The sequence below is a fragment of the Lactobacillus sp. genome (assembly GCF_051873315.1).
Lineage (GTDB): Bacteria > Bacillota > Bacilli > Lactobacillales > Lactobacillaceae > Lactobacillus.
This window is the reverse complement of the sequence record NZ_JBJEES010000123.1, coordinates 1-25,215: the sequence shown is the minus strand read 5'-3', so window position 1 is coordinate 25,215 and position 25,215 is coordinate 1. Positions and strand designations below refer to the sequence as shown.

23 protein-coding genes are annotated in these 25,215 nt (G+C 48.5%); 14 read left to right on the top strand and 9 right to left on the bottom strand.

What is annotated here, in order from left to right:
• The 3 genes from ACI32D_RS07300 to ACI32D_RS07290 all read left to right on the top strand — a co-directional run.
• The coding region (locus tag ACI32D_RS07300; RefSeq protein ID WP_439775925.1) for a hypothetical protein at positions 1 to 182 on the top strand (182 nt) is incomplete at its 5' end.
• 233 nt (positions 183 to 415) lie between these two features.
• Positions 416 to 2,035 carry a peptide ABC transporter substrate-binding protein gene (locus ACI32D_RS07295; RefSeq protein ID WP_439775924.1) on the top strand — a complete coding sequence of 540 codons (1,620 nt, stop codon included), beginning with the start codon at positions 416 to 418 and terminating at the stop codon, positions 2,033 to 2,035.
• An 89-nt stretch (positions 2,036 to 2,124) separates the two neighbouring features.
• A complete protein-coding gene (locus ACI32D_RS07290; RefSeq protein ID WP_439775923.1) occupies positions 2,125 to 2,367 on the top strand; it encodes a hypothetical protein in 243 nt (80 codons plus the stop codon).
• A 58-nt stretch (positions 2,368 to 2,425) separates the two neighbouring features.
• Here ACI32D_RS07290 and ACI32D_RS07285 read toward each other — a convergent pair whose 3' ends face one another.
• Positions 2,426 to 4,387 carry an EAL domain-containing protein gene (locus tag ACI32D_RS07285; RefSeq protein ID WP_439775922.1) on the bottom strand — a complete coding sequence of 654 codons (1,962 nt, stop codon included), beginning with the start codon at positions 4,385 to 4,387 and terminating at the stop codon, positions 2,426 to 2,428.
• Positions 4,388 to 4,742: 355 nt separating this feature from the next.
• Here ACI32D_RS07285 and ACI32D_RS07280 point away from each other — a divergent pair, with 355 nt between their 5' ends.
• The 7 genes from ACI32D_RS07280 to ACI32D_RS07250 all read left to right on the top strand — a co-directional run bounded on the left by ACI32D_RS07280 (position 4,743) and on the right by ACI32D_RS07250 (position 11,269).
• Positions 4,743 to 5,627, top strand: coding sequence for a phosphate ABC transporter substrate-binding protein (locus tag ACI32D_RS07280; protein ID WP_439775921.1), 885 nt, complete (start codon positions 4,743 to 4,745; stop codon positions 5,625 to 5,627).
• A gap of 19 nt (positions 5,628 to 5,646) precedes the next feature.
• Positions 5,647 to 6,555 (top strand): phosphate ABC transporter permease subunit PstC, encoded by a 909-nt coding sequence (gene pstC, locus ACI32D_RS07275; RefSeq protein WP_439775920.1) that lies wholly within the window; start codon positions 5,647 to 5,649, stop codon positions 6,553 to 6,555.
• A 2-nt stretch (positions 6,556 to 6,557) separates the two neighbouring features.
• Positions 6,558 to 7,433, top strand: coding sequence for a phosphate ABC transporter permease PstA (gene pstA, locus ACI32D_RS07270; RefSeq protein WP_439775919.1), 876 nt, complete (start codon positions 6,558 to 6,560; stop codon positions 7,431 to 7,433).
• Complete coding sequence (gene pstB / locus ACI32D_RS07265) at positions 7,433 to 8,191, top strand: phosphate ABC transporter ATP-binding protein PstB (RefSeq protein ID WP_439775918.1); 759 nt, start codon at positions 7,433 to 7,435, stop codon at positions 8,189 to 8,191. Before pstA ends, pstB begins: the two co-directional genes overlap by 1 nt.
• Positions 8,192 to 8,209: 18 nt before the next feature.
• On the top strand, positions 8,210 to 8,848 hold the full coding sequence (phoU, locus tag ACI32D_RS07260) for a phosphate signaling complex protein PhoU (protein WP_439775917.1): 639 nt from the start codon (positions 8,210 to 8,212) through the stop codon (positions 8,846 to 8,848).
• An 85-nt stretch (positions 8,849 to 8,933) separates the two neighbouring features.
• The gene (locus ACI32D_RS07255) at positions 8,934 to 9,611 is read left to right on the top strand and encodes a response regulator transcription factor (RefSeq protein WP_439775916.1); all 678 of its coding nucleotides are present in this window, start codon (positions 8,934 to 8,936) and stop codon (positions 9,609 to 9,611) included.
• Complete coding sequence (locus ACI32D_RS07250; RefSeq protein WP_439775915.1) at positions 9,611 to 11,269, top strand: ATP-binding protein; 1,659 nt, start codon at positions 9,611 to 9,613, stop codon at positions 11,267 to 11,269. Before ACI32D_RS07255 ends, ACI32D_RS07250 begins: the two co-directional genes overlap by 1 nt.
• Before the next feature lie 73 nt (positions 11,270 to 11,342).
• Here ACI32D_RS07250 and bsh read toward each other — a convergent pair whose 3' ends face one another.
• Entirely contained in the window at positions 11,343 to 12,317 is a 975-nt protein-coding gene (bsh, locus tag ACI32D_RS07245) for a choloylglycine hydrolase (protein ID WP_439775914.1), read from the bottom strand.
• A 401-nt stretch (positions 12,318 to 12,718) separates the two neighbouring features.
• Between bsh and abc-f the strand changes: the two genes are divergently transcribed.
• The gene (gene abc-f, locus ACI32D_RS07240; protein WP_439775913.1) at positions 12,719 to 14,224 is read left to right on the top strand and encodes a ribosomal protection-like ABC-F family protein; all 1,506 of its coding nucleotides are present in this window, start codon (positions 12,719 to 12,721) and stop codon (positions 14,222 to 14,224) included.
• A 331-nt stretch (positions 14,225 to 14,555) separates the two neighbouring features.
• Here abc-f and ACI32D_RS07235 read toward each other — a convergent pair whose 3' ends face one another.
• Positions 14,556 to 15,212: an NUDIX hydrolase gene (locus ACI32D_RS07235; protein WP_439775912.1), complete on the bottom strand. Its 657-nt coding sequence runs from the start codon at positions 15,210 to 15,212 to the stop codon at positions 14,556 to 14,558.
• 63 nt (positions 15,213 to 15,275) lie between these two features.
• Between ACI32D_RS07235 and ACI32D_RS07230 the strand changes: the two genes are divergently transcribed.
• The gene (locus ACI32D_RS07230; protein WP_439775911.1) at positions 15,276 to 16,346 is read left to right on the top strand and encodes a hypothetical protein; all 1,071 of its coding nucleotides are present in this window, start codon (positions 15,276 to 15,278) and stop codon (positions 16,344 to 16,346) included.
• Between the two features lie 37 nt (positions 16,347 to 16,383).
• On the opposite strand, the gene ACI32D_RS07225 is transcribed toward ACI32D_RS07230, so the two are convergent.
• From ACI32D_RS07225 to ACI32D_RS07200, 6 genes are all read right to left on the bottom strand, one after another.
• The gene (locus ACI32D_RS07225; RefSeq protein ID WP_439775910.1) at positions 16,384 to 16,968 is read right to left on the bottom strand and encodes an NUDIX hydrolase; all 585 of its coding nucleotides are present in this window, start codon (positions 16,966 to 16,968) and stop codon (positions 16,384 to 16,386) included.
• Positions 16,969 to 17,334: 366 nt separating this feature from the next.
• Complete coding sequence (locus tag ACI32D_RS07220; RefSeq protein ID WP_439775909.1) at positions 17,335 to 18,879, bottom strand: YfcC family protein; 1,545 nt, start codon at positions 18,877 to 18,879, stop codon at positions 17,335 to 17,337.
• 247 nt (positions 18,880 to 19,126) lie between these two features.
• The gene (locus ACI32D_RS07215) at positions 19,127 to 19,894 is read right to left on the bottom strand and encodes an energy-coupling factor ABC transporter ATP-binding protein (protein ID WP_439775908.1); all 768 of its coding nucleotides are present in this window, start codon (positions 19,892 to 19,894) and stop codon (positions 19,127 to 19,129) included.
• Positions 19,884 to 20,702, bottom strand: coding sequence for an energy-coupling factor ABC transporter ATP-binding protein (locus ACI32D_RS07210; RefSeq protein ID WP_439775907.1), 819 nt, complete (start codon positions 20,700 to 20,702; stop codon positions 19,884 to 19,886). The genes ACI32D_RS07215 and ACI32D_RS07210 overlap by 11 nt, the downstream gene beginning before the upstream one ends.
• On the bottom strand, positions 20,681 to 21,457 hold the full coding sequence (locus ACI32D_RS07205; protein ID WP_439775906.1) for an energy-coupling factor transporter transmembrane component T: 777 nt from the start codon (positions 21,455 to 21,457) through the stop codon (positions 20,681 to 20,683). The genes ACI32D_RS07210 and ACI32D_RS07205 overlap by 22 nt, the downstream gene beginning before the upstream one ends.
• Entirely contained in the window at positions 21,454 to 22,068 is a 615-nt protein-coding gene (locus ACI32D_RS07200; protein ID WP_439775905.1) for an ECF transporter S component, read from the bottom strand. The genes ACI32D_RS07205 and ACI32D_RS07200 overlap by 4 nt, the downstream gene beginning before the upstream one ends.
• 384 nt (positions 22,069 to 22,452) lie before the next feature.
• Between ACI32D_RS07200 and ACI32D_RS07195 the strand changes: the two genes are divergently transcribed.
• Both ACI32D_RS07195 and ACI32D_RS07190 read left to right on the top strand, forming a co-directional pair.
• Positions 22,453 to 24,141, top strand: a complete 1,689-nt coding sequence (locus tag ACI32D_RS07195; protein ID WP_439775904.1) for an EAL domain-containing protein — start codon at positions 22,453 to 22,455, stop codon at positions 24,139 to 24,141.
• Between the two features lie 36 nt (positions 24,142 to 24,177).
• On the top strand, positions 24,178 to 25,215 hold a 1,038-nt coding region (locus ACI32D_RS07190), incomplete at its 3' end, for a GGDEF domain-containing protein (RefSeq protein WP_439775903.1).

The window sequence follows — 25,215 nt, the reverse complement described above, 5'->3', positions numbered from 1 at the left end:
ACTCAAAATCTGGTGTCCATTACGGACGTATCGGTTCGACCCCGATCACCGCTATAATTTGGAGCGACTCTGAGGAGGCGCTCTTTTTTTGCTTTCATTTGCAAGAAAGTTATGAAAGAAACTGCTTTTTATCCTCTTTTTGCCAAAAGGGCTTGCATAAAGCTGAAAGTGTGTTAGTATAGTAAGCATATTAGGAAGAACGATTTTTATTTAGAAAGGAGCAAATAGCATGACTCAAGCTGGTATCAATACTTGCAGGCTTGGCGGTGTCGTTGGTAAGGCGAGCCGACCTTTGTCATGTTTTTGCTCTTAAGCAAAATTCTTGAAAAATCTTCAAGCAGCACGGCTGTGAGATTTTTTCTGTTCGCGCCAATGGCATCGTTAACTGGAAACTGTTAATTGTTTATGCGAGGTATTGGAATTGAACAAGGGAAAATCTTTATTGGCTGGTGCTGCTGTTTTGTTTTCTGGGGCGTTTTTGACGGCCTGCGGGCAAAGCAAGGGAGCAAGTGAAAAGCAGGTGCTGAACTGGATGACTTCAGCGGAAATCATTACTATGGACCCATCTAAGGCAACTGACACGACTTCTTTCACTCAGATGGAAAACACCATGGAGGGCCTGTATCAGTTAGGCAAAAACAACCAGGTCAAAAATGCCCTGGCGACTAAGGCAGTTCAAAGCAAGGACGGGCTGACCTGGACTTTTGCTTTGCGTAAAAACGGCAAGTGGTCAAACGGGCAGGCGGTTACCGCTAAAGACTTCGTCTACTCCTGGCAGCGGACGGTTAATCCAAAAACCGCGTCCCAATACAGCTATATCTTCTCCGGCATCAAGAACGCTGACGCGATCGTGGCAGGGAAGAAGTCGCCGGCCAGCCTTGGCGTAAAGGCTATTGGCAACTACAAGCTGCAGGTCAAATTGGAGCACAAACTGCCATATTTCAAGCTCTTGATGGCCTTCCCGGTCTTTTTCCCGGAAAACCAAAGCGCTGTTGAAAAATATGGCAGCAAGTATGGCACTTCTTCCAAGACCACTGTTTTCAATGGGCCATTCATTCAAAAAGGCTGGACTGGGGCCAACCTGTCCTGGAAGATGGTCAAGAACAAGAACTATTGGAACAAATCGGCCGTCAAACTGTCTCAGATTAACTTCACGGTTGAAAAGTCACCGTCGACTGCCTACAACCTTTACCAGGATGGCAAGCTGGACACGGCCATTTTGAGCGCCCAGGCGGCTAAAAACCTGCAAAAGCAGGCCGGCTACGTGATCAGAAAGAACAACGGCACGACCTACATGCAGTTCAATACCAAACTGGCTAAATTTAAGAGCACCAAGCTCCGTCAGGCAGTGTCCATGGCGCTTGATCGGCAGGCCCTGGCTAAGACCCTGGGCGGCGGCTTTACCGGTGCGACGACCTTTACCGCGGCTGATATGACCAAGGTAGACGGGCAGGACTTTACCCAGCTGGCCCAGGATAAGACGACCAAGCAAATCACCAGCTACCACAAAAAAGCCGCTCAGACGGCCTTTAAAGCGGCTCTCAAGGACTTGAAGCTGAAGAAGTTATCCTTCACCTTGCTGACGGCTGATGACGACAGCTCAAAGGCAATTGGCGAATACATCCAAAGTGCTTTGGAAACGGCTTTTGGCAAACAGATTTCCGTCAAGGTGCAGAGCTTGCCGACCAAGTCCCAGTTTGCCAAGATGGACAGCGGCAATTTTGAAGCCTGCGTGAGCGGCTGGAATGCTGACTTTGCCGACCCAATTTCATTTTTGGACTGCATGACTTCGACCAACAGCTACAATTCCGGCAAGTGGTCAAACAAGCAGTATGACCAGCTGATCGCTAAGTCAAAGACTGTTTCTTCATCCAAGCAGCGGATGCAGCTTTTGGCCAAGGCGGAAAATATCTTGATGACCGACCAAGGGGTAACGCCGCTGGTTCAATCCGGCAGTGCCTGGATGCTGAATAGCAAGGTCAAGGGGCTGATCTACAACGGCAGCTACTACTTCGAATTCGCTTATTTGCAGTAAAGGAACAGGTAGAACGATTGCCAAAAAGGCTTGCTTTTGTTAAACTGAGGTCAGAAATAAAAGACTTTTGCAAACAGGGGGAGCAAAAAATGAAGGACTCAAATTCATTCGTTTATAATGTTTGGCTGATCATTCTGTTGGTTGCGGCTTATGTTTGGCCGATCTTCGGGATAGTGCCGGCTATTTATCTCTTTATCAAGCGAAAGGACGAACAGTTAAATCAAATGCAAGGCTGGATTACTCTGGCCTTGATCTGGCAAATCGTCCTCTGGCTGCTTTTGATCTTGGCCGTGGTTTGCTTTGTCGCTGTTGCTGCCGGCTCTGGTAAATAGTAATTGAAAAATAAACATGTAAAAACCGCTAGTCACGCGACTAGCGGTTTTGTCTTGCCTATAAATAAGCTGCCATTTTCTTGTAAAGGTCATCTAGAGGAACTGGTGGGCTGAAAAGGAAACCTTGGGCTAGATCACAGCCGGCTTCTTTAAGAAAGTCGAATTGCTCCTGGGTTTCAACCCCTTCACAAACGGTTTTGATGCCTAATTCTTTAGCCATCCGGCAGATGTTGGCAACGATTGTTTTGGACCGGTCGTCGAACTTCCGGAGGAAGACCATGTCGATCTTGATGACGTCGAAATTATAATCTTTGAGGACGTTTAAGCTGGAATAGCCACTGCCAAAGTCATCCATCCAGACTTGATAGCCCAAGTCGTGGAAGCGCTGGACGGCTTCAACCATAGCCTGGCTGCCATTAAGGGCACTTTCGGTAATTTCGATGTGCACTTGACTGCGGCTGAGTCCATATTCGGCGACCGTCTGCTCAATTTTTTGGTAAATATCGCAGGCTTCTAAGTCTGTTCTAGAAATGTTGAAGCTGATCGGGAAAATCTCTCTTCCTTCTTCCATTAACTTCTGAGTATCCCGGCCATAGCCTTCCAAAACATGGCAGTCGACCTTGTAGACTATCTGGTTTGCTTCCAGGGCCGGAATAAACTTGTCTGGTGAAAGAAAGCCGTAAGCCGGGTCAATCCAGCGCGACAGCGCTTCGCATTCGGCCAATTTCATGGTCCTAATGTCAATCAAGGGCTGATAGTAAATCTTGAGCCAGTTGTCCTGGCAGGCTTGATCGATATTTTCCAAAACATGTACCCGGATTTCATCAGCTTTGGCCAATTCATCATTATAGACACCGATTACATCTGTTGTATCTTTGACAGAGTTTAAGGCGCTGCCTGCTTGGTCGAGAACATGAACCAGGTCGGTAGTGCGCTGGCGGCGCAGAAGCTTGCTGCTTGGCGTAAAAGGCGCCAGGCCAACCTTAAAAAGGAGTGTCTCACCTCTGCTTCCAGTAGCAATATCTTGGGCAATAGAGAGGAATTTTTTCTCTTCATCTCCGACGATTACGCCGATAAAGTGGCTGCCGCCGCTGCGAACGATAGCAGTTTCAGGAAAATTTTCTTTTAACTTGCGATGAACCTGCTTGAGCAGGTTGGTCCCGGCCTGGTAGCCGTTAGCCAGGTTGTAGTCATGCAAATTGACCAGGGAACTGTAAAAAATGAACAAATCTTTGTTTTGGGGCAGCTGCTTGATAATATCGTCAGAATGTTCCAAAAAGTAGTAAAGATTCTTGGAACCAGTTAAGGGATCATCGCTGTATTTTTGCAGGTAGTTTTCATAGCGTGTAATGCTGAAAATATTATACTTCATGAACACGATGTACATGATGCAGGAAATCAGGGCTAAAATGCTGACCACGTAGCCGATGGGGGTGGGCATTGCCGAGTTGCTGCCGTCAAGAAACATGCGGGGAAATTCAGCCTGGGCAACAACCAGGACCATGCAAAGCAGGGTAGACCAGAAAAAACGGCTGTCTTCAGTGATTACGGTATGTTCCTGGCTGATGTAGAGAATTTCCTTTCTAAAGAGGAAGTACAGGCCAAGAGTTAAAAGAATGGTGAAGAAGTCCCATTGCCAATCTTGATTGGCCAGAAGAGAGGATATTTCGGCGGCAATGACAAATTGACAGTAGGTGAAGAGGGCCACGGAAGCCTTCTTATTTATCAAGCGTTGATAAAGGGCAATGACCAAAAGCAAGGTCAAAAGGATGAGGCTGGTTGCCAAAAAGAAGTCGCTCAAAGCATTGAAACTAAGTATGGGACTCAATTTTTGGTAGAGCCAGACGGTCATGATCATGGACGTGTTTAATGACAGAAGGAAGGCTCCAAGACTTTTGCCAATCCGTTTAGGGATGGTTTCTTCTTTAAAAAATAACTGATCACTAATCAAGGCAATTAAAAAAGCTTGCAGGAGAAAAGTGTGATTGCGGGAATAGAAGGCTGAAAACCAGGCTAGCATGTGTTTTTCCTCAAATAATATCTTTATTAACAGAACTGTTTACATATAGATTTTAACATATATTTCTGTCCAAAGTGGATGGCAAATTGGCCTTTTTTAGTAAAGTTAAATTCGTGTAAAGGCGGCCGGAAAAGGGATGTAAGCGCTGCTATTTCGCAGTGTAAAAAATAAGTTAATTAAGCAAAATAAACTGAAAAAGTTAAGTGGGGCCTTGCGAAAGCTTTGAAATTTTGTTAAGAAACTGCCGTGGCTTTAGATAAATTAAGTATTTTACATTGATTTAACAATCATCACTGAATGCATTTAACTTGCCTCCATTAAGATTGAATCAGTAAGAATTCAAGGAGGAATAAACATGTCACGCAAAAAAACCAAAGTCGCTATTGTTGCGCTTGTTTTGCTGGCAATCGTCACCGGCTGCGTAATCGGCAGCTCCAAAGCTGATACCAAGGGAGTTTCCGGGACAGTCAACATCGCCGGGTCATCCGCCCTTCTGCCTTTAGCGCAGAGCGCGGCCAAGACTTTCATGGACCAGAACCCGGACAGTGTCATCAACACTAACGGGGGTGGGTCCGGCCAGGGGCTGCAGCAAGTTTCTGACGGTACCATCGACATCGGGGACTCAGACTTGTTCGCTGAAGAAAAGCTGGATAAGAAGTCAGCCAGCAAGCTGGTTGACCACCAGGTGGCCATTACCGCGATTGCCCCAATCATTAACAAGGATGCTGGGGTCAAGAACTTGACCACTGAACAGCTGATCAAGGTCTTCACTGGCAAGGTAACCAACTGGAAGCAGGTCGGCGGCAATGACTGCCAGATCGTTCTGGTTTCAAGACCATCTTCATCAGGTACCCGGGCAACTTTCGAGCAATACGCTTTAAAGAAGCACGCCAGCCAGTCCAACCAGTCTCTGGAAACTGACGACTCAGGTACTTTGATTCAAATGATCCAAAGCGTTCAAGGCTCAATTGGCTACGTGTCCCTGTCATACCTGACTGGTGACCCGCAAGTTGGCATCGTATCAATTGACGGCATCAAGCCGACGCTGAAGAACGTTTACAACGGCAAGTACACTGTCTGGAGCTATGAACACATGTACACTAAGGGCCAGCCAAAGGGTGCTGCCAAGGCATTCTTGAAGCAGATGCTCAGCAAGGAATATGGTAAAAAGATCGAAGCCATGGGCTATGGCTTAGCATCCAAGCTGACGGCTGCCGCTAAAGCCACCCGTACAAAGTAAGAAGGAGAAATAAGGCATTATGGACAAAGTAGTTCAAAAAGCAATTGCCAGCGATAAGCGCTGGCGCGCGGTCTACATCGCCTGTGGTCTCTTGATCGTTGCTTTGACTCTTCTGATGGGGGCCTTCCTGCTCTACCAAGGCAGCCAGACCTTCCTCAAGGCTCATCACAGCGTTTGGGAGTTCCTGTTTACCAGTGATTGGGCACCACTTGACAAGACCGGCATGTTCGGGGGCAAAGTCGGGGCTGCTATTTACATCGTTGGTTCCCTGGAAACCTGCTTGCTGGGCTTGATCATCTGCCTGCCATTTGCTATCGGCTCAGCCGTTTACATGACTGAAATCTCACCGAAAATCGGTGAAAGATTCTTCCGCCCGGCTACTGAAATCTACGTCAGCATCCCATCCGTTGTTTATGGTTGGTTTGGCCTGACCAAGCTGGTTCCTTTGATCAGAAACATCTTCCACCCGAAGATGGGCGGTTTCTCAGTCCTGGCAGCCTCAATCGTCTTAGCCATCATGATCTTCCCAACGATCACTACTGTGGCCGCTGACGCCATCAAGGCGGTGCCAAACAGCTACAGAGAAGGGGCATACGGTTTGGGTGCCACCCGCTGGCAAGTCATCGGCAAGGTTGTTTTGCCAGCCGCTTCTGGCGGTATCTTAACCGGGATCATCCTGGGTCTGGCCCGGGCAATCGGTGAAGCTTTAGCCGTAGCCATGGTTATCGGTAAGACCCGATCATTTGCAACGAGTCTTTTGTCACCAACCAGCAACTTGACCAGTGCAATCGCCGCCGACATGGGTAACACGGCCCAGGGCGGGGAATACAACTTAGCTCTGTGGTCAATGGCCCTCTTGCTCTTCATCATCTCAATCGTTTTGATCGTCTTGATTCACAAGCTTGGCAATGGAAAGAAGGAAAAATAAATATGAGCCGTGCTAAAAGAAAAGATCGGCTGATGACGGGATTTTTCTACGCCATCGGCTGGATTATGCTGGCTTTCCTGCTCTACTTGACCCTTTCAATCATCTTTGACGGCTTGAAAGGCTTCCAGTGGGACTTCCTGGGAGCGGCCGGGAACGGGATCTTCAACCAGTTCTTCAACACTATTTACTTAGTTTTCCTCTCACTGTTATTCTCAGTGCCGATCGGCATCGGGGCCGGGGTCTACCTGGCTGAATACGCCAAGGAAGGCAAGTTCTTGACAATGTTTGAAATCAGTATTGAATCATTGTCATCCCTGCCATCCATTGTTATCGGTTTGTTTGGCTACCTGGCTTTCATTATGTGGACCGGGATGTCTTGGAACATCCTGGCAGGTGCCTTGACGATCTCAATTCTTTCTATTCCTCTGATAACTACTGAAACCAATAACGCCATCCGGTCTTTGCCGGTGGAATACAAGGAAGGTTCCCTGGGCTTGGGCGCGACCAAGTCCGAAACCATCCGCAAGGTCTTGATTCCAGCGGCCATGCCGCAGATCTTGACCGGGGTAATCATGGCTGCCGGCCGTGGGTTCGGTGAAGCCGCTGCCCTTCTGTACACTTCCGGCCAGTCAACTTACATCAACTGGCAGAACTTCTGGAAGGTTACCTCACCAACTTCACCGCTGAACCCGTTCAGAAGTGGTGAAACCCTGTCTCTGCACATCTGGGTCATGAGAACTGAAGGGGCCTTGAACCCGTCAGCTACCCAGATCGCCAACTTTACTTCAGCAGTTCTGGTCGTTTTGGCCCTGCTCTTCACTTTGGTTACGCGCCGCATTTCAGACAAGATGCGCAAGCGCAATAACGGAGGAAATTAATGATGGAAGACAAAATTACAATCGAAAATCTGAACCTTTACTACGGCGATTTCCACGCCTTGCATGACGTCAACATGCACATTCAAAAGAATGAAATTACTGCCTTCATCGGCCCGTCAGGCTGCGGGAAGTCAACTCTTTTGCGGTCACTCAACAGAATGAATGACCTGGTTGAAGGCTGCCGCATCGATGGTTCAGTTAAGCTGGATGGCACTGACATCTACAATGGTGACCTGGACGTGACCGTCCTGCGGCAAAGAGTCGGCATGGTCTTCCAGAGACCAAACCCGTTCCCGATGAGCGTTTACGATAACGTTGCCTACGGTCCGCGGATCCACGGGATTACTGACAAGAAGGAACTGGACGAAATCGTTGAAACTTCTTTGAAGCAGGCAGCTATTTGGGACGACCTGAAGGACCGGCTGAAGAAGTCAGCCCTGGGTCTGTCCGGTGGTCAGCAGCAAAGACTCTGCATCGCCCGGGCCCTGGCTGTCAAGCCAGAAGTATTGTTGATGGACGAACCGACCAGTGCTCTGGACCCGATCTCAACCTCTAAAATTGAAGAATTGGCCTTGGAACTGAAGAAGAACTACACGATCGTCATCGTTACGCACAACATGCAACAAGCTGTACGTATCTCTGACAAGACTGGCTTCTTCCTCTTGGGTGACCTGGTTGAATTCGGTGAAACTGACCAGCTCTTCTCCATGCCTAAGGATGAAAGAACTGAAAGATACATCACCGGTCGGTTCGGTTAAGGCTAGAGGAGGCCAAAAATGAGAACGAGATTTGATAGAGAATTGGACCACTTGCAAGAAGCGATGGAAGAAATCGGCCAGCTTTGCAAGGAAACCATTTCTGAATCAACTGATACTCTGTTTACCGGCAACTACCATGAAGCAGAGGACACGATCAACCTGCACCACCGCATCCACAAGAGTGAGCGTGATATTGAAGACACCTGCCTGCGCCTTTTGATGGAGCAGCAGCCGGTTGCCACCGACCTGCGGGTGATCAGCGCATCTTTAAAGGCAGTTTATGACTTGGAAAGAATCGGTGAAATCGGCGCGGACATCGCTGACCTGGTACTTAATGAGCACCTTTCAGTGGCCAACGACATGCTGAACTTGAAGAGCATGTCCCAAATCGCTACTGGCATGGTCAACGACGCGGTAACTGCTTTGGCTACGAAAAATGATGAATTGGCCAAGGCGGTTATCAGCCGCGATGACCAAGTCGACGAAAGCTTTGACAAAGCGAAGGCATTTTTGATCGATAACTTCAACAAGGATGGCAACCCGGAATATTTGATCAATTTGATGATGGTCGCTAAGTACTTTGAAAAAATCGGCGATCACGCCGTCAATATTGCTAAATGGTCCTTATTTGTAACTACCGGCAAGGCTGGCAGATAAGTCCATGAAATTCCCCTTACCACTCTTGTGAATGATTATGGTTGTCAACTATAATTAAGTTTAAGAAAGGTTAAGGGGATTTTTTATGACTGAAATTTGGTGCGTAGAAGACGACGAAAGCATCCGCGAAATCGAAATGTACACGCTGGAATCAATGAACTTCAAGGTCCGCGGCTTTGAAGATGGACAATCTTTTTTCAAGGCCCTGGACAATAACCGGCCTGATTTGGTGATTTTGGACTTGATGCTGCCTGATGAAGACGGCAGTGAAATCCTCCACCAGATCAGATCTACTTCCGCGACCGAAGACTTGCCGGTCATCATTGCCAGTGCTAAGACGGCTGAATATGACAAGGTCAAGAACCTGGACTCTGGGGCAGATGACTACTTAACCAAGCCCTTCGGGATGATGGAAATGGTTTCCCGGGTCAAGGCCGTCTTGCGGCGGACCAACCACAAGAAGGAGGACAAGATCGAGAAAGACGGGATCAAGATTCTCTTGAAACGGCATGAAGTTTTCGAAAACGGCCACCAAGTCGATTTAACTTTGAAAGAATATGGACTCTTGAAGCTCTTGATCACTCATCCGGGAACCGTCTTTTCTCGGGAAGAAATCATGGATCAGATCTGGGAGACTGGTTTTTACGGTGAAACGCGCACGGTTGACGTTCACGTGAGAACCTTGAGACAAAAGCTGGGTGAGGCTGGTAAGCATATCGAAACAGTGCGCGGGGTCGGTTATCGCTACCATGAAGCAGACTAATGTTTAAGAAGATATTTCGAGCAAGTTTTTTGCTGACTTCCCTGGTTCTCTTCTTTGCTGTCTTGTTGAGCGCTATTGTCTTGAGCATTGACTTTGACCATAATGAGATGGCAGCCCTGGCTTCTCAGGCTGACCTGGCGGCCAGCGGGGTAAATACCAGCGGCAAGAAGTATCTCAAGAGCCTTAAAGGAGAGAACTACCGGATTACTTGGATAAATTCCAAGGGCAAGGTTCTCTACGACAATGAAGAGAATCCAAAGAAGATGGGCAACCATGCCCACCGCGAGGAAGTCGCTGAAGCAATGAAAAATGGCACGGGGACAAGTGAACGCTACAGCACTACTTTGTCAACCGTGACCATGTACTACGCGGAGCGGCTCAAAAACGGCGGGGTCATCCGGGTGGCAATCACCAGAAACTCCTTCTGGCGAATGCTGCTCCGGCTCTTGTCGCCACTTTTGCTGATCATGCTCTTGGCTGTTTTGGTTTCCTGGTTCCTGGCTAAGACAATCTCACAGTCGATTGTCAAGCCGCTGAATGAGATGGATTTGGACAAACCGCTGGAAAGCAAGGCCTATGATGAAATTAAGCCGCTTTTGACCCGGCTGGACAGCCAAAACAAGCAGATTGCTGATCAAATGGAACAGCTGCACCATCGGGAGAAGGAATTTAAGACAGTGACTGATGCCATGCAAGAGGGCTTGATCTTGATTGACCTGGAAGACAAGATCCTTCTATCTAACCCAGCTGTCGTTTCGCTTTTGGGTTTGCACGACAGCGATCCATTGCCAGCTGACGTCAAGGAGATTATTGATCAAAACAGCCGCTTGGCCCATGCTGAGGGAATTGTTGAAAGAAATGGCCGCAACATTCAGATCAGCGCCAGTCCGATTACCAGTCGCAAGATTTTGAAGGGGACTTCAATCTTGGTGGTTGACGTGACGGAAGAGTACCATGAAGAGCAGGTCCGGCGGGAATTCACGGCTAACGTGTCGCATGAACTGAAGACGCCTCTGCAGTCGATCATGGGATCAGCAGAGCTTTTGGAAAACCATTTGGTCAAAGAAGAGGACCGGGACGGCTTTTACAAGAAGATCCACGAATCTTCAGCCCAGCTCTTGACCTTGATTGACGACATTATCCGTTTGTCCCACCTGGATGAAAACCAGCGCTTTGAAGAAATCAAGCTTAATTTGAAGAGTCCGGTGACGGAGGCTTTGGAAGCCCTGCAGGGGTCAGCTGACCGGCACGGAATCAAGCTGGAAACTGACTTGGGCGACTGCATGATTATTGCCAACTTCCGTCTCGTCTATGAAATTGCCTACAACTTGATTGACAACAGCATCCGCTACAACAAGGAAAAGGGCAAGACCAAGGTCACGGTTAAGAAGCACCGGGGCCAGGCAATCCTGCAGGTGGCAGATACTGGGATTGGGATTCCCCAAGAAGCCCAGAGCCGGATTTTTGAACGCTTTTACCGGGTGGATAAGAGCCACAGCCGCAAGACTGGGGGGACGGGCCTGGGCCTGTCGATCGTCAAGCACGCCGTTCAGCAGTGCCACGGGACCATCCGCCTGGAAAGTGAGTTAGGCAAGGGGTCAACCTTTACGGTTATTTTCCCGGCTATGCCAGCGGAAGCAGAAGAAAATAGCAAATAAAGCAGAATGACAGAAGAAAACCAGTTCACTGTAAGCAGTGGACTGGTTTTTACTGTATGTTTAAAAAATAAGTTTAGTTGTCGAAGTGGAATTGCAGGTCCTTTTGCAGCTTGTAGCTGGTCAATTCCTTACTGTCCAGGTCAGTCTTGTGCATGTCTACGGCGTGGACATCCGGGTTGCCATAGGTGGTGTAGTAGTAGATCCCTTTTTCCTGGTTCATGCAGGATGAGTAGATGGTGTATTCATATTCGCCTGGGGTAACTTCACACAGGCCCTTGACTTGTTCAACTGAGCCCAGGATCTTGAAGAATTGGTTGACTGAGCTGGCTTCATCCTTGTCGCAGAGACTGTTGTACTTGGTGAAGACGCAGCGGACGAAGCGGGACTTGCTGGATAGGTCGCCTGGCAGGCCTAAACCGCTCATGCCGCGGGAGTATTCAGTGAGTTCAACGCCGTCAGCAAACTTGTGGTCCAGACGGTGAGCTGAAAGGGCGTAGTAGTCGTTCAAGGCGAACTTCATAATCGGGAATGGTGGGTTGTTGGTCATGACGCCGACTGGGTTGTCGTAAACGTGTAGGCCGTCTTCCATTGATTCAACCACGATGCAGGCGTCCTTGTCGGCGATCATCCAGTGCAGGGTACTGGTTGGGAAGTCTTTTGAAAAGTCTTCGGCAGAGATGCTGATGTTCTTCAAGGCTTCCTTGGCTTCAGCCACGCTCTTGCAGGTCCCCAGAATGTATGGGACGAATTCAAAGGAAGTAATGTTGTCTTTGCCTTCCTGGTCAGGGAAGTAGTAGGCATTGCCCGCGAAGTTCAAGCCGGCCATGCCCAGCCCTTCTTCGTTGACGGCGTCATAGTAAAGCGGGTAGTCGCCGACAACTGTTGCCATCCCGATAATGGCATAGTGGCTGTCCAGGTCCGGTACTTTCCGCATTGGGAAAACATAATTTCTTGGAGTGATGGTGACTGTTTCATTGTAAGAAAAGTCCAGGTCCAAATTACGGCCAAAGTAGTGGTCGTCAGTTGCGAAAGTAATTGCTGTACACATGATATAAATACCTCCTGTTAACGTTATTGTAGAACTTTTTACCGGAAAAGGAAAGTAAAATTACTTAAATTTTAGTAGAGATAAATATAATAAAGCGAATAAAAAATAGGGCAATAATCCTTAGAATTAGAATATTAGCAAAACTGTTTAAAAAAGTGCTTGCTCGCCCTGCGCAAGTTATGGTAGTATACAAGTCAAATAAATGATCGAAAAGGAGGCGAAAGCGGTGCGTCTGTAATCTTGCATTTTCCATAGGCAACCATCATGATTCAAGCAGCTTTATTTGCTGCGCGGTCAAGGGGGTTACTATGCACTTTTGCAAGATTGACGCTGCTTTTGCCGCGGAGAGTCTGTCCATTGCAGGGGTGCAGACTCTCTTTTTTCTTTTCGAGGTATAAATTATGACAAGTATTCAGATCAAGCATCTTTCCTACACTTATCCCAGCCAGGCAGAAGCGATTTTTAGTGATTTGTCGCTGGATTTAGACTCTAGCTGGAAGCTGGCCCTGGTTGGCCGGAACGGCCGGGGCAAAACGACCTTTCTCCGTCTTTTGGCCGGGCAATTGGGAGACCGGCGAGCAGTCAAGTCTCCTTTAACCTTTACTTACTATCCCCGCTTTTTGCCAAAAGATGAAGCGGCCTACTTCAGCTTGATGGACGAAGCAGGTTTTGAGCTCTGGCGCTTGGAAAAAGAAATGAACCGGCTGAACTTAGAGCCAGAACTTCTCTACCAGCCCTTTGGCCTTCTTAGCGGGGGAGAGCAGAGCAAGCTGCTTTTGGCCCTGGCCTTCAGCCAAGATGGCGTCTTTCCCTTGCTGGATGAACCGACCAACCACTTAGACAGCGCCAGCCGGCGAGAAGTAGCTGAATACCTGAAAAAATCCAAGACCGGCTATATCGTGGTCAGCCACGACAGGACTTTTTTAGAAGAAGTCAGCGACCATGTCCTGGCCCTGGAGAACGGGGAAATTCACCTTTACCAGGATGACTTTGCCGGCTACCAAGTGACCAAAAAGCAGCGAGACCAGACCAATCAAGAGAAAGACCAGCAGCTGCGCCGGGAGATCAAGAGCCTGGAGAAGAGCCGCAAACAGCTGGCGGCCAATGCACAAAAAGCTGAGAGCAGCATCCATGCTAAGGGAAAAATCAAGCCGGACCGCAGGGCAGAATTGAGCGACAAGGGATTTTTGAGCAAGCGAGCCGCCAAAGTAATGAAGCGGTCGAAAAATGTGGCCCGCCGGCAGGAAAAAGAGGAGGCAGCTAAGCAGGGACTTTTGTCCAATATTGAAGAAGCACCGGCATTAAACTTGAATTTTAAGCCCAATTACCACCAGACCATCTTTACCGGGCGCGATCTAAGCTTAGAGATTGCCGGTCGGACCTTGTTTAAGGGACTGAATATGGAATTATCCAGCCGGGGCATCGTGGCTTTGACCGGGCCAAATGGCAGCGGCAAGACCAGTTTTTTCTCCTGGCTTTTAGGGAAAGAAGATTTGGCCTGCCAAGGGGATTGGGATTTGCAGACGGGGCTTAAAATCAGCTACCTGCCCCAAGACCTGTCAAGTTACCGGGGCCGACTGGAAGCTTTTGCCAAAGAACATGACTTGAATTATGAGAACTTTTTAAACCAGCTGAAAAAATTAGGCCTGGAGCGGGAGGCATTTAAACAAAAGATTGAGGAGATGAGCCAGGGGCAGAAGAAGCGGGTGGCCCTAGCCAAGTCCTTAACTGAAGAAGCCAGCCTCTATCTTTGGGATGAGCCGGCCAACTATTTGGACCTTTTCAACCAGGATCAGCTGATTGACCTGCTGAAAAAAGAGCGGCCAGCCATGCTTTTGGTCGACCACGACCAGGCCTTTATCGACGCGGTAGCAGAGCAAAAGGTTAGCTTGCAGGCAGTTTTATAGCTTGCAAAAAAAGTCCTTCTGCCCTAAAATTTACATTAATTTAATAAGAGCCTTTTACTTGATTTTACTTCCTTAGTTTATTCTGTTAACTAAAGGGGGCGGAAAAGCATGACACGGTACGTTTTATGCAAACCGGACAAGCCCAAGCTGACTTATTGGAGCATCATTGCTTTTATTGTACTTGGCATCATCGCCACGGCATATTTGGGGCTGACGGCATAGCTTACTCATTGATAAACTCTTCTCAAAAATACAACTGCGCTAAAAAGCCACGGCATTTTCTGCCGTGGCTTTCGTCTTGTAATATCTATGTAACAAAGGATTGCTAAAATTATTTCCAGAGGTCACTGACAAAGTAGCACAGGGCTGCCCAGGCAACCAAGGGCAGGTAGTGGCCATAGTCGTCTCTGCCTTCTTTTAAAAGGCGGCGGGCTTCTTCCTTGTCAACCAATTTGAAATCGCCAAAGACTTCAGTCCCTTCCGCGCCCTTGTGGTTAAGCGCGGACAAGTCATCGACATGGATAACAACCTTGACGATAGCGTTGCTTTCATCGCTAAAGCCGGAAGCCGTGAAGACCAAGGGGTTGATGACTTCAACCGTGTCATTTTCGCCGACGCTTAAACCAGTTTCTTCCTTGATCTCGCGGATCATGGCTGTTTTGACTGGGTCGGGGCTGGCCAAGTCAGCCGGGTCAATCAAGCCTGCCGGCACGCCGAGCAGGTAGCTGCCAGCTGGATACCGGTACTCATAAAAGAGCAGGAGCTTGTCTTCCTGGCCCGCTTCTTTGACGATGACGTAGGCGCAAGCCGCGTCGGGCAGGGCGCTGCCAAGCTCTGGGTCCTGCTTGAAGGCAAAGAGCTGGTCAGGATTTCTTCTGGAAGCGTCATAGTAGTGGACCCCGTTTTCATAAGCCAGGTCGTAAAGCTTGACGTATTTGGTAGCGGCCAGAGTCTTACTCTGGTCACGGGAAATTTTTGGTTCTTGCATAAAAGTGTCAGTCCTCCTTATATCACTTTTATTTTACTCCAGGGAAAAAGCTGGAGAGCTTTTTTGCAGAAATTTAACGGTAAGAATGGAGCAGCCATGAGGAAAATCAGCAAATTTTTGAGTATTGTGGCCCTGGGCCTGTTAGTCGGGGGATGCAGCCAGGGACAAAAGGCCAAGCAGACTAAGAGCAAAACTGAGACAAAGACCAGTCAGACTAGTAAGAAGGCGACCGGGACTTTGGCGAAACTCAGCCAGGGCCGGGATTTGTTTGCCTGGACGGTCTACTGGGACGTAGACAAGCCTTGGCAGACCATTCAAAAAGAAAGCCAGAATATCGACGCGGTCGGGACCTTCGCGGCTTTTTACGATGAAAACAAGAACTACGAGCTTTTTTTAGCAGATGGCAGCAAGAAGCTGGACAAGGAAATGCGGACTACGGCCAAGACCAGCAAGATCAAGCGTTACATGACCGTGGTTAATGACACCCGGACGGCAGACAAGAGCACCGACCTCTTGGAGACCCTCCTGTCCAGCAAGTCAAAGGCGGACGAGCATGCTAAAGAAGTCGTGGCTCTGGCCAAAAAGTACAATTTTACCGGGGTAGAAATCGACTATGAGCAGATCAGGGACAATCTCAGCCTGTGGAAGAAGTTTTTAGTCTTTGAAAAAGCCCTCTACGCCCGGACTAAAAAGGCGAGCCTGGACTTGCGGATCGTGCTTGAGCCATCAACGCCGGTAAGCAAGATCAACTTCCCTAAGGGACCGGAATATGTCGTGATGTGCTACAACCTTTATGGCTACGGGACGAATCCAGGACCCAAGGCTGACTACAAGTTCTTGAAGAAGACGGTCAAGGACTTCTCCAGCTTAGGCAATATTTCTTATGCCTTGTCAAATGGGGGCTTTGACTTTAACGGGGATGAAGTGACTTCCGTGACAGGCCCTGAAGCTCTGCAAATTAAAAAGAAATACAAGGCCAAGGCCGTCCGCGATAAAAACAGCGGCGCCCTCTACTTCAAATATGGCAGTCATACCGTCTGGTATGCGGATCAAACGACCCTGCAGCTGTGGGCCAAGACACTGGACAAGGCCAGCGGGAAAAAGGTCGGCATCAGCATTTGGCGGATGGAATAAACCAATATAGGAAAGAAAAAACTAGCTGAAAAATCAGCTAGTTTTTTCTATCTTCTTGCTCTTCTTTCGTCGATAGTTTTTGCAGGTATTCCCGTAAAAGCTGCAGACCGCCCACCGGGGTGCAGAAAGCCGGGTCTTTGGCCAAAGACTTTTTCCAGACTTCATCCAGATCAAACCAAGAGGCAGCGGAAACTTCTTCTTCCTGCAAGTGTAATTTCTTTTCGTCAACAGGCTTAGAGTAGACATGCACAAAGGAGACTTCCCGGTTCTTGAATTCGGCATGGTGAAAGACCTCGTCATAGCAGTTGTGAAAGGTGCCGATGAAGGTAAAGTCAGCGGCCTGGCTCTTGATGCCCAGTTCTTCTGCCAGCTCTCTGATGATGGTCTCCAGGGGTTCGTCTCCGGCATCGATGTGGCCAGCTGAAGAGGTGTCAAAGCAGCCTGGGTAGGAGTCCTTATTGGCTGATCTTTTCTGCAAAAGGACCTGCCACTTGCCGTCTTTTTGCCGGATGATCCAAACAGAGGCGCAGCGGTGCCAGGCCCCAATCCGGTGGGCTTTATTCCGTTCAATGGTCTGCCCGGTTGGCCGGCCCTCTTTATCCACAATATCAAGAATTTCCATAGTTTACCTCGAGTTTTCAACGCTTTTAGGGCGATTTTACCAGCAAAAAGTCTTTTTGTCATGGCCTCGTGAAACAAAAATGCCACTTTAACCGGTTACAAGCAAAAGAGAAGAAATCCCGTAATACCAAGCTTTTTCTTTTAAAAACTGGACAAAAATCATTTTTGCACCAAGGCTGTTAAAAGAATAAATTTAACGATGAAACTAGTTATACCAAGCTTTTTATGGCCTTTAAAAAAGAAAGGCTAAAAAATCGCGACAGCGTGAAACGGTAAAAGTGGAAAAAGTCAAATATTGACTAAAAAAGCAAGGCAAAAGAATTTCCCTTGCCTTGCTTCTTTGCAGCAGTTGTAAAGTGTTAACTGTTTAGTAGACCAGGAGGCCGATTCCCAGGAAGATCAGACAGATCACGAACTGGATGACCAGTTGCTTCCATATGAACTTAAACCAGCGGTCAAAACTGATGTTGACCATGGCCAGGGACATCAAGATCAGGCCAACTGGTGCGATTAAGCCGATATAGCCCTGTCCCCAGTTGTAGGCATCGATCACGCTGGCCCGGTCGACACCGACGATGTTGGCCAGCGGCGCCATAATTGGCATGGACAGCACAGCTAAACCAGATGATGACTGGATGAAGAAGCCGAGGACGATGTAGATCAAGAAGAGGACCCAGACGAAGGCCAGCTTGTTCATGCCAGTGATCTGCTTGCTGAAGAAGTACATGATCGTGTCGCTGGTGTGGCTTTCATCCATCACGATGGAGACAGCCCGGGCCAAACCGACCGTCAAGGCAACCCCTAAAAGGTCTGCCGCACCGCTGACAAAGCTTTCCATGAAGCGGTGCTCGCTTAAGCCGGAAACCAGGAAAAGCAGGTAGGAAACGGCCAGGAAGACGACCGCGATCTCAGTAAAGTACCAGCCCTGGCTCTGCACGCCCCAGATCATGACCAAAAAGCCGGCCACGAAGGTGAGCAAAGTTAATTTTTGCCGCCAGGTGAAGTCGCCCTTGTCAGCCCGTGAGTCAAAAGCAAGGTACTTCTTCTTGTTTTCCTCGTATTGGTCGTAGACTAAGGACTTGCTTGGATCCTTGCGGACTTTTTCCGCATAGATGATGGTGTAGAGCATCCCGGCCCCCAGGGAAACCAGGAGCATGACGATTCTCAAAGGCAGGGCCCGAGCGAAGTTGACCCCAGCCGTGTTTGAAGCAATAACGGTTGAGAAGGGGTTGATGGTTGAACCTAAAGTCCCCAAAGTCGTGCCCAGGAAGATGGTGGCGACCACGGTCATCGTGTCATAGCCAGCCTCCAAGAAGACCGGGATCAGCATCGGGTAGAAGGCCATGGTTTCTTCAGCCAGACCAAAAGTGGTCCCGCCCAGGGCGATCAAGCCCATAACGATGACGATCAAGAGGATCTGCTTGCCCTTGATATGTTCAGACAAGGCCTGCATCCCAGAATTAATGGCCCCATTGGCGTAGACAACCCCGATAATCCCACCGAGGATCAAGATAAAGGTGATAATGTCGATTGAATCGGCAATCCCTTGCACCTGGGAAGTCAAAAACTGGACGACAGCTTCCCGGAAATTAGGCTTTTTGACATTGACTCTTTCGTAAGAGTCTGGAATAGCCACCGGTTTGTAGATAGTGCCGTCGATTAATTTTTTAGCATCGATCTTGACCTTGTAGCGGTCAAGAGTCTTCTGCGTTGCTGGCTCATGCTTGACCTTGCCAGAAGGCATGGTGATGGCAAAATCCTTGGCCGACTGGTCATAAGAGACCGTGGCATAGTTGCCGGCCGGTATGAAAAAGGTTAAAAGCTGGACGAGCACCAAAACGATAATGATGACCGAATAAGCGGTCGGAAATTCATGCTTGCGTTTCTTGCTCCCACTGCGGTGAAAAAGCATCAAAATCATCCTCCTTGTTTGCTTTTGCTTTCCTTACACAATTAATTGTAAGAAAGTGGGGATGATTTTGCAAACGCTTTCGTATAAAGTTAAGCTTGATTTTACCTGCCTTTAAGAGGATTTTTAGGTTAAAAAGCGGGAAAAGCAAACTAAAAGTTATAGTGCCGGGCCTAAGAAGAAGTTAGGTAAATGAGAGTGAGATGAAGCGCATACATAATATTTACGATATTTTTGTCAATGCGGCGGTTTATTTTAACGTAAGCAATTCCGGCTTGAGCCCAAGCAACTGGCTGAGCTGCCAGGTCTTGGCCGGCAAAAGGCCCAGCCGGTCCAACATTTCCTGGTCGCTAAAGAGCTGGTGAACTGGTCCATGGTAGATCAAGCGGCCCTGGCTCATTGCGTAGACCTCCTGGCTTTCTTCAGCCAGCCAGTCCATGTCGTGGGTGATCATGATCACGGTTTTGCCCCGGGCCACCCTTTTTTGGATTAACTGGGTGACCAGGCAGCGGCCGGGATAATCCAGGCTCATCAAGGGCTCGTCTAACAGGCAGACCTCTGGGTCAAGGACCAGGGCGCTGGCGATGGTCAATAATTTTTTCCCGGAAAGAGAGAGGTCATATGGATTCAAGTCCCGGAATTCAGCCAGACCAAATTCTTTAAGGGTGGCTTCAGTACGGCTGGCAATTTCAGCTTCCGGCAATTTAGCCTGCCTCATGGACCAAGCCAGCTCTTTTTCCACGCTGGAGTTGAACAGCTGGTCATTTGGGTCTTGAAAGGCATAGGCAATCTTGCTCAAGCGGCCGGAAGCAAGGTAATCCGCTAAAACTTGGCCATCAGCGGAAATAGCCTTGCCAGCTGGCAAGAGGTCAGCTAAAAGCTTCAAAAGGGTGGATTTGCCAGACCCGTTCTGGCCAACCAGGCAGATCAAGCCGGGAGAAAAAGTCAGCTCCGGGATGTCCAGGACAAAATTCGACTCTGGGTAAGTGTAATGAAGGTTTTCAATTTTAATTTGCATTTTCGGCAGCTTTCTTAAGTTCACTGGCATTGACAGGATAGTAACCATTCAGCGTGAGGTCCAGCTTTTTTGCCATTTTCCAGGCAAGCGGCTTGTCGATTTCCGGGTCATCCAGCTGGTTGAAGACTTTCTGGGGAGAGTCCGCCAAAAGCAGGCGGCCGTCTTGTAAGACCCAGATTTGGTCACAGAGGGCGGCCAAGTCGTCAAGCTCACTGGAGACGATCAAGAAAGGACAGGAGAGTTTTGCCAGCCAGCTGAAAAAGTGCAGGCGGCCCAAAGGGTCCATCTGGCTGGTCGGGTCGTCGAGCAAAAGCAGGTCGGGCTCAGTAACCAGGGCGGTAGCGATCGCCACCCGCTGGGTTTGCCCGCCAGAGAGCTGGTTTGGCGACTGGCCCAGCAGATTGGTCAAGTCCAGCTGGTCAGCAGCCCGCTTAACGTCCGCGTCAATTTCTTCATCGCTCTTGCCCAGGTTGAGCAGGGAGAAGGCTAATTCGTCATAAACCGTGTCAGAAAGGCCAGAGAGCTGGCTGGCCGGGTCTTGCAGAAGCAGGGCGATTTCGTGCTGGCCTTTCCAAGTTTTCAAGTCTTCGCCGTTTACCCGGACTGAACCGGAAATCTTGGCGGGAATCATTTGGCCGGCAATTCCGGCTAAGAGGGCCAAAAGGCTGCTTTTGCCGGCATGGCTGGGTCCGATAATGCCGATGCGCTGGCCGCGGCTTTCGGCAGTGATCTTTTCTAATGCTAGTTTGTCAAAGCCCAGGTAGCGGAGGCTGAGCTCGTTGATGGTTAGTTGAAAATTATCAGACATGCTTTCACTCCTAAAAGTAGCAGGCAACTGGCAATGAGCAGGCGGTGGCAGAACTTGTCTTTCCAGTATTCATCTTTCAGACTGGCTGGCCGCCTTTTTGGGCTGGCATAGCCCCGCAGCTGCAGGGCAATTGACCGGCTCATGGCCTGCTGGAAACTCTTGACGATCAAGGGCAACAGGACAGGAAAGAGATTTTTGATCCTGGAGAGCAGGGACTTGGCCGGAGCAATCCCCCGGGCCTTCTGGGCCAGCTGGATCTTGTGCAGGTTTTGCTGCATCTGCGGCAGGATATAGCAGACTGACATAAGGACATAGACCTGCTGGTAGGACAAACCGGAGTTTTCCAAATAGCGGGCGTTCTCTGAAATGGTCGTCGTCTGGATGAAAAAGCTGCTGGAGAAGATGATGATTAAAATCCGGCAGGCTAAGAGAGCCGCGTGGTCAAGTCCTTCCTGGTAAAAAGTCACAGAAGCGATGGCAAAAGCCGCGGTATGGTTCTGCGGCCAAAAGAGCCCCTGGATCAAAAGCATGGTCAAGATGAGGAAGAGGCTGAAGGCGCACATTCCCCAGAGTGCATGGAAATTTTTGGTCAAAAGGGCCAGGATGAAGCTGGCAGCGAGGATGATAATAGCACTAGGCAGATTGCCGGCAGCAAAAGCAGCGAGCGTAAAGAGCAGAATCAAGAGCAACTTGCTGATAGGGTCAATGGCTGCCTGCCAGGCGGGCAAAGCCAGGTCTTCCGCGTTATTTTTCATTCTTCAGTCCCCTTGAAGAAGTAGACCAGGCGCTTTGGCAGCTGCTTGTAGATCAAAAAGGCCAGGTAACTAACGACCGTCTTGTCCAGAAGGTCAAGGACGAATTCATCAAGAAAAGACGCGATCCAGATGTTGACGTGCTTGGCAACCAGGGAGGCAAAAAGGGCATCCCCCCAGGCAATCCCAGTTTGCCCGCTCCAGAAGATGACGTTGAGCGGGGTAGAGATCAAGGCTGAAACCAGGGCAATGATAATAGCCGCCGGCAAGACAGTAACTGGCCGCTTGAAGAAGCCCCGCTGGTTCAGCCAGGCAACTGCGAGGCCGATCCCGATGCTGGTCAAAGCGTAAACAGTAGAAATAGGCGACAAAGTCAAACCGTAGATGACATTGTTGATAAAGCCGCTGATGGCCCCGGCGACAGGACCAGCCAGCATGCTGGCCAGGAAAGTACCCAGTGATCCCAGCCAGACCGGCAATTTAAGTCCTTCAGCAAAGGCCTTGGCGACATAGTTGATCCCAACGGCGGCCGGAATCAGGGTCATGGCGTGGGCGGAAAGCTTGAAGGACCAGAAGCTGGCCTTGTTTTTAGAATTGATTTCTTTAGAATCCATTTTGCAACCTCGTGAAAAATATATACAAAAAGAAAGTGACATAAAAACAGGCGATCGTCGAACCACTCATAAAAGTAAAGGTAACCTATACTTTTATGAAAATGATTTACTGCAAGCTTACCACCAGATCCTGGCAAGGACAAGGGATTATTAAAAAAAGATTTTTGCAAGCCTTTTTGCTGAGATATTTTTTATAACGTTTATTAAAATGATAATTTTTGTATTATAGGTAAACTATGTTTATTTAAGTAAAGAAAGGAGAGCATTGGCTGATTTTACGGAAATGCTGTTTTTCTTCTTTAATAAATATCATTCTTATTTTATAATGAATGTAAGCGCACGAAATCCCAAAAACCGGGTAGCGGAAAGACAGGAGCAGGTAGCATGGAAGAAATCAAATTTTCAGACCAGCAGAGGAAAGACTATGAAAATCTGCCAACAGGGATGGCAATTTATCAAATTATTGATGGCAAAATCAAAACCTTGCTGGTTACCGATGAATTGTGCAGAATGCTGAGGGTTGACCGCGACTTTTTAGTGGCCAGTCTTGACAAGAGCATGTTTGGTTTTGTCCACCCAGACGACATCGGCCGGATGGCATATTTTGGCAAGCAGTTCGCGGCACACTCAGATGAGAAATACGACGTCTTTTTCCGCTGGAAGACGCCAAACATGGAGGATTACCACATCTTTCACTCTGTGGCCAACCATGTGATGGTCGACGGCGTTCCTTTAGGTTTCTTTTTTTATACGGACGCGGAAGAATCTGGCAAGAACAACCAGATTCTGGACACCCACTACCAGAAGTATGCCAATGACCAGATGTATCAAGACCGCTTGACTAATCTGCCAAACCGCCGTTTTATGGAAATTTTTGGCATGGAAGAAGTGGCCAAGCTCCGTTTGACTAAGGAAGATCCAGTCTGCGTCAGTCTTAACATTGCCGGCATGAGCGTCTACAACAACCTTTATGGCCTGAAAAAGGGTGACCAGCTCTTGAAAGAACTGGCTGAGCTTTTGGTAAGCAAGATCACAGAGGGCCATGTCTATTACAACCGGGATGACCATTTCTTGATTTTGACGACTGCTGCCGGCATTGACGAAAAAATTAAGGAAATCCATGAAAAATTTATTAGCCTGGCCAAAAACGAGGCCGTGGACCTGCAATTTGGCCTTTATGACATTCAAGACGAAGATCAGAATATCATGACGATCACTCACCGGGCCAACCAGGCCATGAAGGAAATCGGCCATGACCGGCGCTTTTACGTAAAGAAGTATAATCCGACCGTTGAAGAGGAAGACTTGGAAGAAAGCTACTTTTTGGACAACTTCAGCCGGGCCATGGATGAAGGCTGGCTGACACCCTACTTTCAGCCAATTTGCTCGGCAAAAGACGGAAAAACTGCTTCTTATGAAGCCTTGGCCCGCTGGCAGGATCCGGAAAAGGGCTTGGTTTCACCTGCCGCCTTTATCCCGGTGATTGAAAAGCACCACCTTACTTATTACCTGGACATGTACATGCTCTGGGAAGTGGTTGCCAAATTGCGGCAGTGGAAAAAGCGTGGCCTGGACCTCAAGCCAGTGTCTGTCAATCTTGCTCACGAAGACTTTGAAATGCCCAATATGGTTGAAAAGATCAACAATCTGGTTACTGGAGCAGGCCTGGATCGGTCTTTGATCAAGATTGAAATTACCGAGCGGGACCTGTCGACCAACACTGTCCGGTTAAAAGAGCAGATCAAGCAGCTGCGCGCTTATGGTTTTGAGGTTTGGATGGACGACTTTGGCAGCGGCTACTCATCTTTGAATGCATTAAATGACTACAGCTTTGACCTGGTCAAGATCGACATGGTCTTTGTCCGCCACCTTGATGACGGGCCTTTAAACCGGCTTTTGATTCCGGAAATCGCTAAAGTAGCCCACCTGTTGGGGATGAAGGTGCTGGCTGAAGGGGTGGAAACGGAAGAGCAGAGAGACTTTTTGCAAGAAGCTGGCTGCGACTTGCTCCAAGGCTTCCTCTTCAGCAAACCGGTCAAATTGGATGAAAACCAGCAGGTTGTTTCGGAATAATTGTCAGCGAGTAGAAAATAATGTGATGTGATGAAGATGAAAGAGAAGGGAAACAGGAGAAAAGTTCATGGCCTTAGCTGGCAATTAGCCAATGAAAAAGAGGCAGTGTATGCTGATTATCTTGATTCTGAAGCTTTTCAAAAAGAGGTTGCCGACAATAATATCACTATGGGGATTGCTGTCTCCAGCTTGATCACGGTCATTGGTTTTTTAGGCATGTTTGGCCTTAATTCTTATTATGCCAATATTTCGGCTTTTCCCATGATCCCGAGCGAGTGGGTTTATCTCCTGTTGATCTTGTCTAATTTGCCCCACCTGCTTTTTTTGATCTGGCTAAATAAACACCGGCAGCCAGCAGAAGAAGAAATCAGAATAATATTTGCGAATTTTGCAATCAACGCTCTTTTGTCTGGCTTTACCCTGTACAGCACGCAAGAGGGGAGCAGCTACTTTTTTGAGCTGGTCTTGATGATGATGGTCATCTGCGTTCTGCCATATTATAAAAAAGGCCGCGGCATTGCCTTGGTGGCATTGAGTCTTCTGTCAACTTTGTCAGTTATTTCTATAAATCATGTCCAGGTCGCCTCGCAGGATGCTTATGACTTGTTTCTCTTTTACTTTATTTGCCAATCCTGTATTATTTTGCGCCGACATTGGTTTCGGCAGGCATCCTGGTACAACTACATCTTGCACCGGGCAAATGGATCACTCTTTGTCAGCAGCCGGACGGATGAATTGACTGGTCTATATAACCGGCTTGCCTTGCGGGAAGATTTTCCAAATTATCTCAAGCAAGAGATTGGCGTGGCCATGATCGACCTGGATGACTTTAAACGTTTCAATGACAATTACGGTCATGCATATGGGGACCTGGTTTTGACTAGACTTGGTCGCTACTTGCAAAAAGACTGGATGAACTCGCACCTGCGGAGCTACCGCTATGGCGGCGACGAGGTTTTAATTATCGCGTCGGGCATGGAAGATGGCGCTTTTGTCAAAAAATTGCAGATTTTTCAAAAAGAATATGCTAAACTAAACCGGCAGTTAAAAGAGCCAGCCACCTTGAGCATCGGC

What these genes read in the sequence shown, in the direction of transcription:
- ACI32D_RS07290 (WP_439775923.1), top strand. Translation starts at nt 2,125, where the DNA reads ATGAAGGACTCAAATTCATTCGTTTATAATGTTTGGCTGATCATTCTG.
- ACI32D_RS07285 (WP_439775922.1), bottom strand. Translation starts at nt 4,387, where the DNA reads ATGCTAGCCTGGTTTTCAGCCTTCTATTCCCGCAATCACACTTTTCTC.
- ACI32D_RS07280 (WP_439775921.1), top strand. Translation starts at nt 4,743, where the DNA reads ATGTCACGCAAAAAAACCAAAGTCGCTATTGTTGCGCTTGTTTTGCTG.
- pstC (WP_439775920.1), top strand. Translation starts at nt 5,647, where the DNA reads ATGGACAAAGTAGTTCAAAAAGCAATTGCCAGCGATAAGCGCTGGCGC.
- pstA (WP_439775919.1), top strand. Translation starts at nt 6,558, where the DNA reads ATGAGCCGTGCTAAAAGAAAAGATCGGCTGATGACGGGATTTTTCTAC.
- pstB (WP_439775918.1), top strand. Translation starts at nt 7,433, where the DNA reads ATGATGGAAGACAAAATTACAATCGAAAATCTGAACCTTTACTACGGC.
- phoU (WP_439775917.1), top strand. Translation starts at nt 8,210, where the DNA reads ATGAGAACGAGATTTGATAGAGAATTGGACCACTTGCAAGAAGCGATG.
- ACI32D_RS07255 (WP_439775916.1), top strand. Translation starts at nt 8,934, where the DNA reads ATGACTGAAATTTGGTGCGTAGAAGACGACGAAAGCATCCGCGAAATC.
- ACI32D_RS07250 (WP_439775915.1), top strand. Translation starts at nt 9,611, where the DNA reads ATGTTTAAGAAGATATTTCGAGCAAGTTTTTTGCTGACTTCCCTGGTT.
- bsh (WP_439775914.1), bottom strand. Translation starts at nt 12,317, where the DNA reads ATGTGTACAGCAATTACTTTCGCAACTGACGACCACTACTTTGGCCGT.
- abc-f (WP_439775913.1), top strand. Translation starts at nt 12,719, where the DNA reads ATGACAAGTATTCAGATCAAGCATCTTTCCTACACTTATCCCAGCCAG.
- ACI32D_RS07235 (WP_439775912.1), bottom strand. Translation starts at nt 15,212, where the DNA reads ATGCAAGAACCAAAAATTTCCCGTGACCAGAGTAAGACTCTGGCCGCT.
- ACI32D_RS07225 (WP_439775910.1), bottom strand. Translation starts at nt 16,968, where the DNA reads ATGGAAATTCTTGATATTGTGGATAAAGAGGGCCGGCCAACCGGGCAG.
- ACI32D_RS07220 (WP_439775909.1), bottom strand. Translation starts at nt 18,879, where the DNA reads ATGCTTTTTCACCGCAGTGGGAGCAAGAAACGCAAGCATGAATTTCCG.
- ACI32D_RS07215 (WP_439775908.1), bottom strand. Translation starts at nt 19,894, where the DNA reads ATGCAAATTAAAATTGAAAACCTTCATTACACTTACCCAGAGTCGAAT.
- ACI32D_RS07210 (WP_439775907.1), bottom strand. Translation starts at nt 20,702, where the DNA reads ATGTCTGATAATTTTCAACTAACCATCAACGAGCTCAGCCTCCGCTAC.
- ACI32D_RS07205 (WP_439775906.1), bottom strand. Translation starts at nt 21,457, where the DNA reads ATGAAAAATAACGCGGAAGACCTGGCTTTGCCCGCCTGGCAGGCAGCC.
- ACI32D_RS07200 (WP_439775905.1), bottom strand. Translation starts at nt 22,068, where the DNA reads ATGGATTCTAAAGAAATCAATTCTAAAAACAAGGCCAGCTTCTGGTCC.
- ACI32D_RS07195 (WP_439775904.1), top strand. Translation starts at nt 22,453, where the DNA reads ATGGAAGAAATCAAATTTTCAGACCAGCAGAGGAAAGACTATGAAAAT.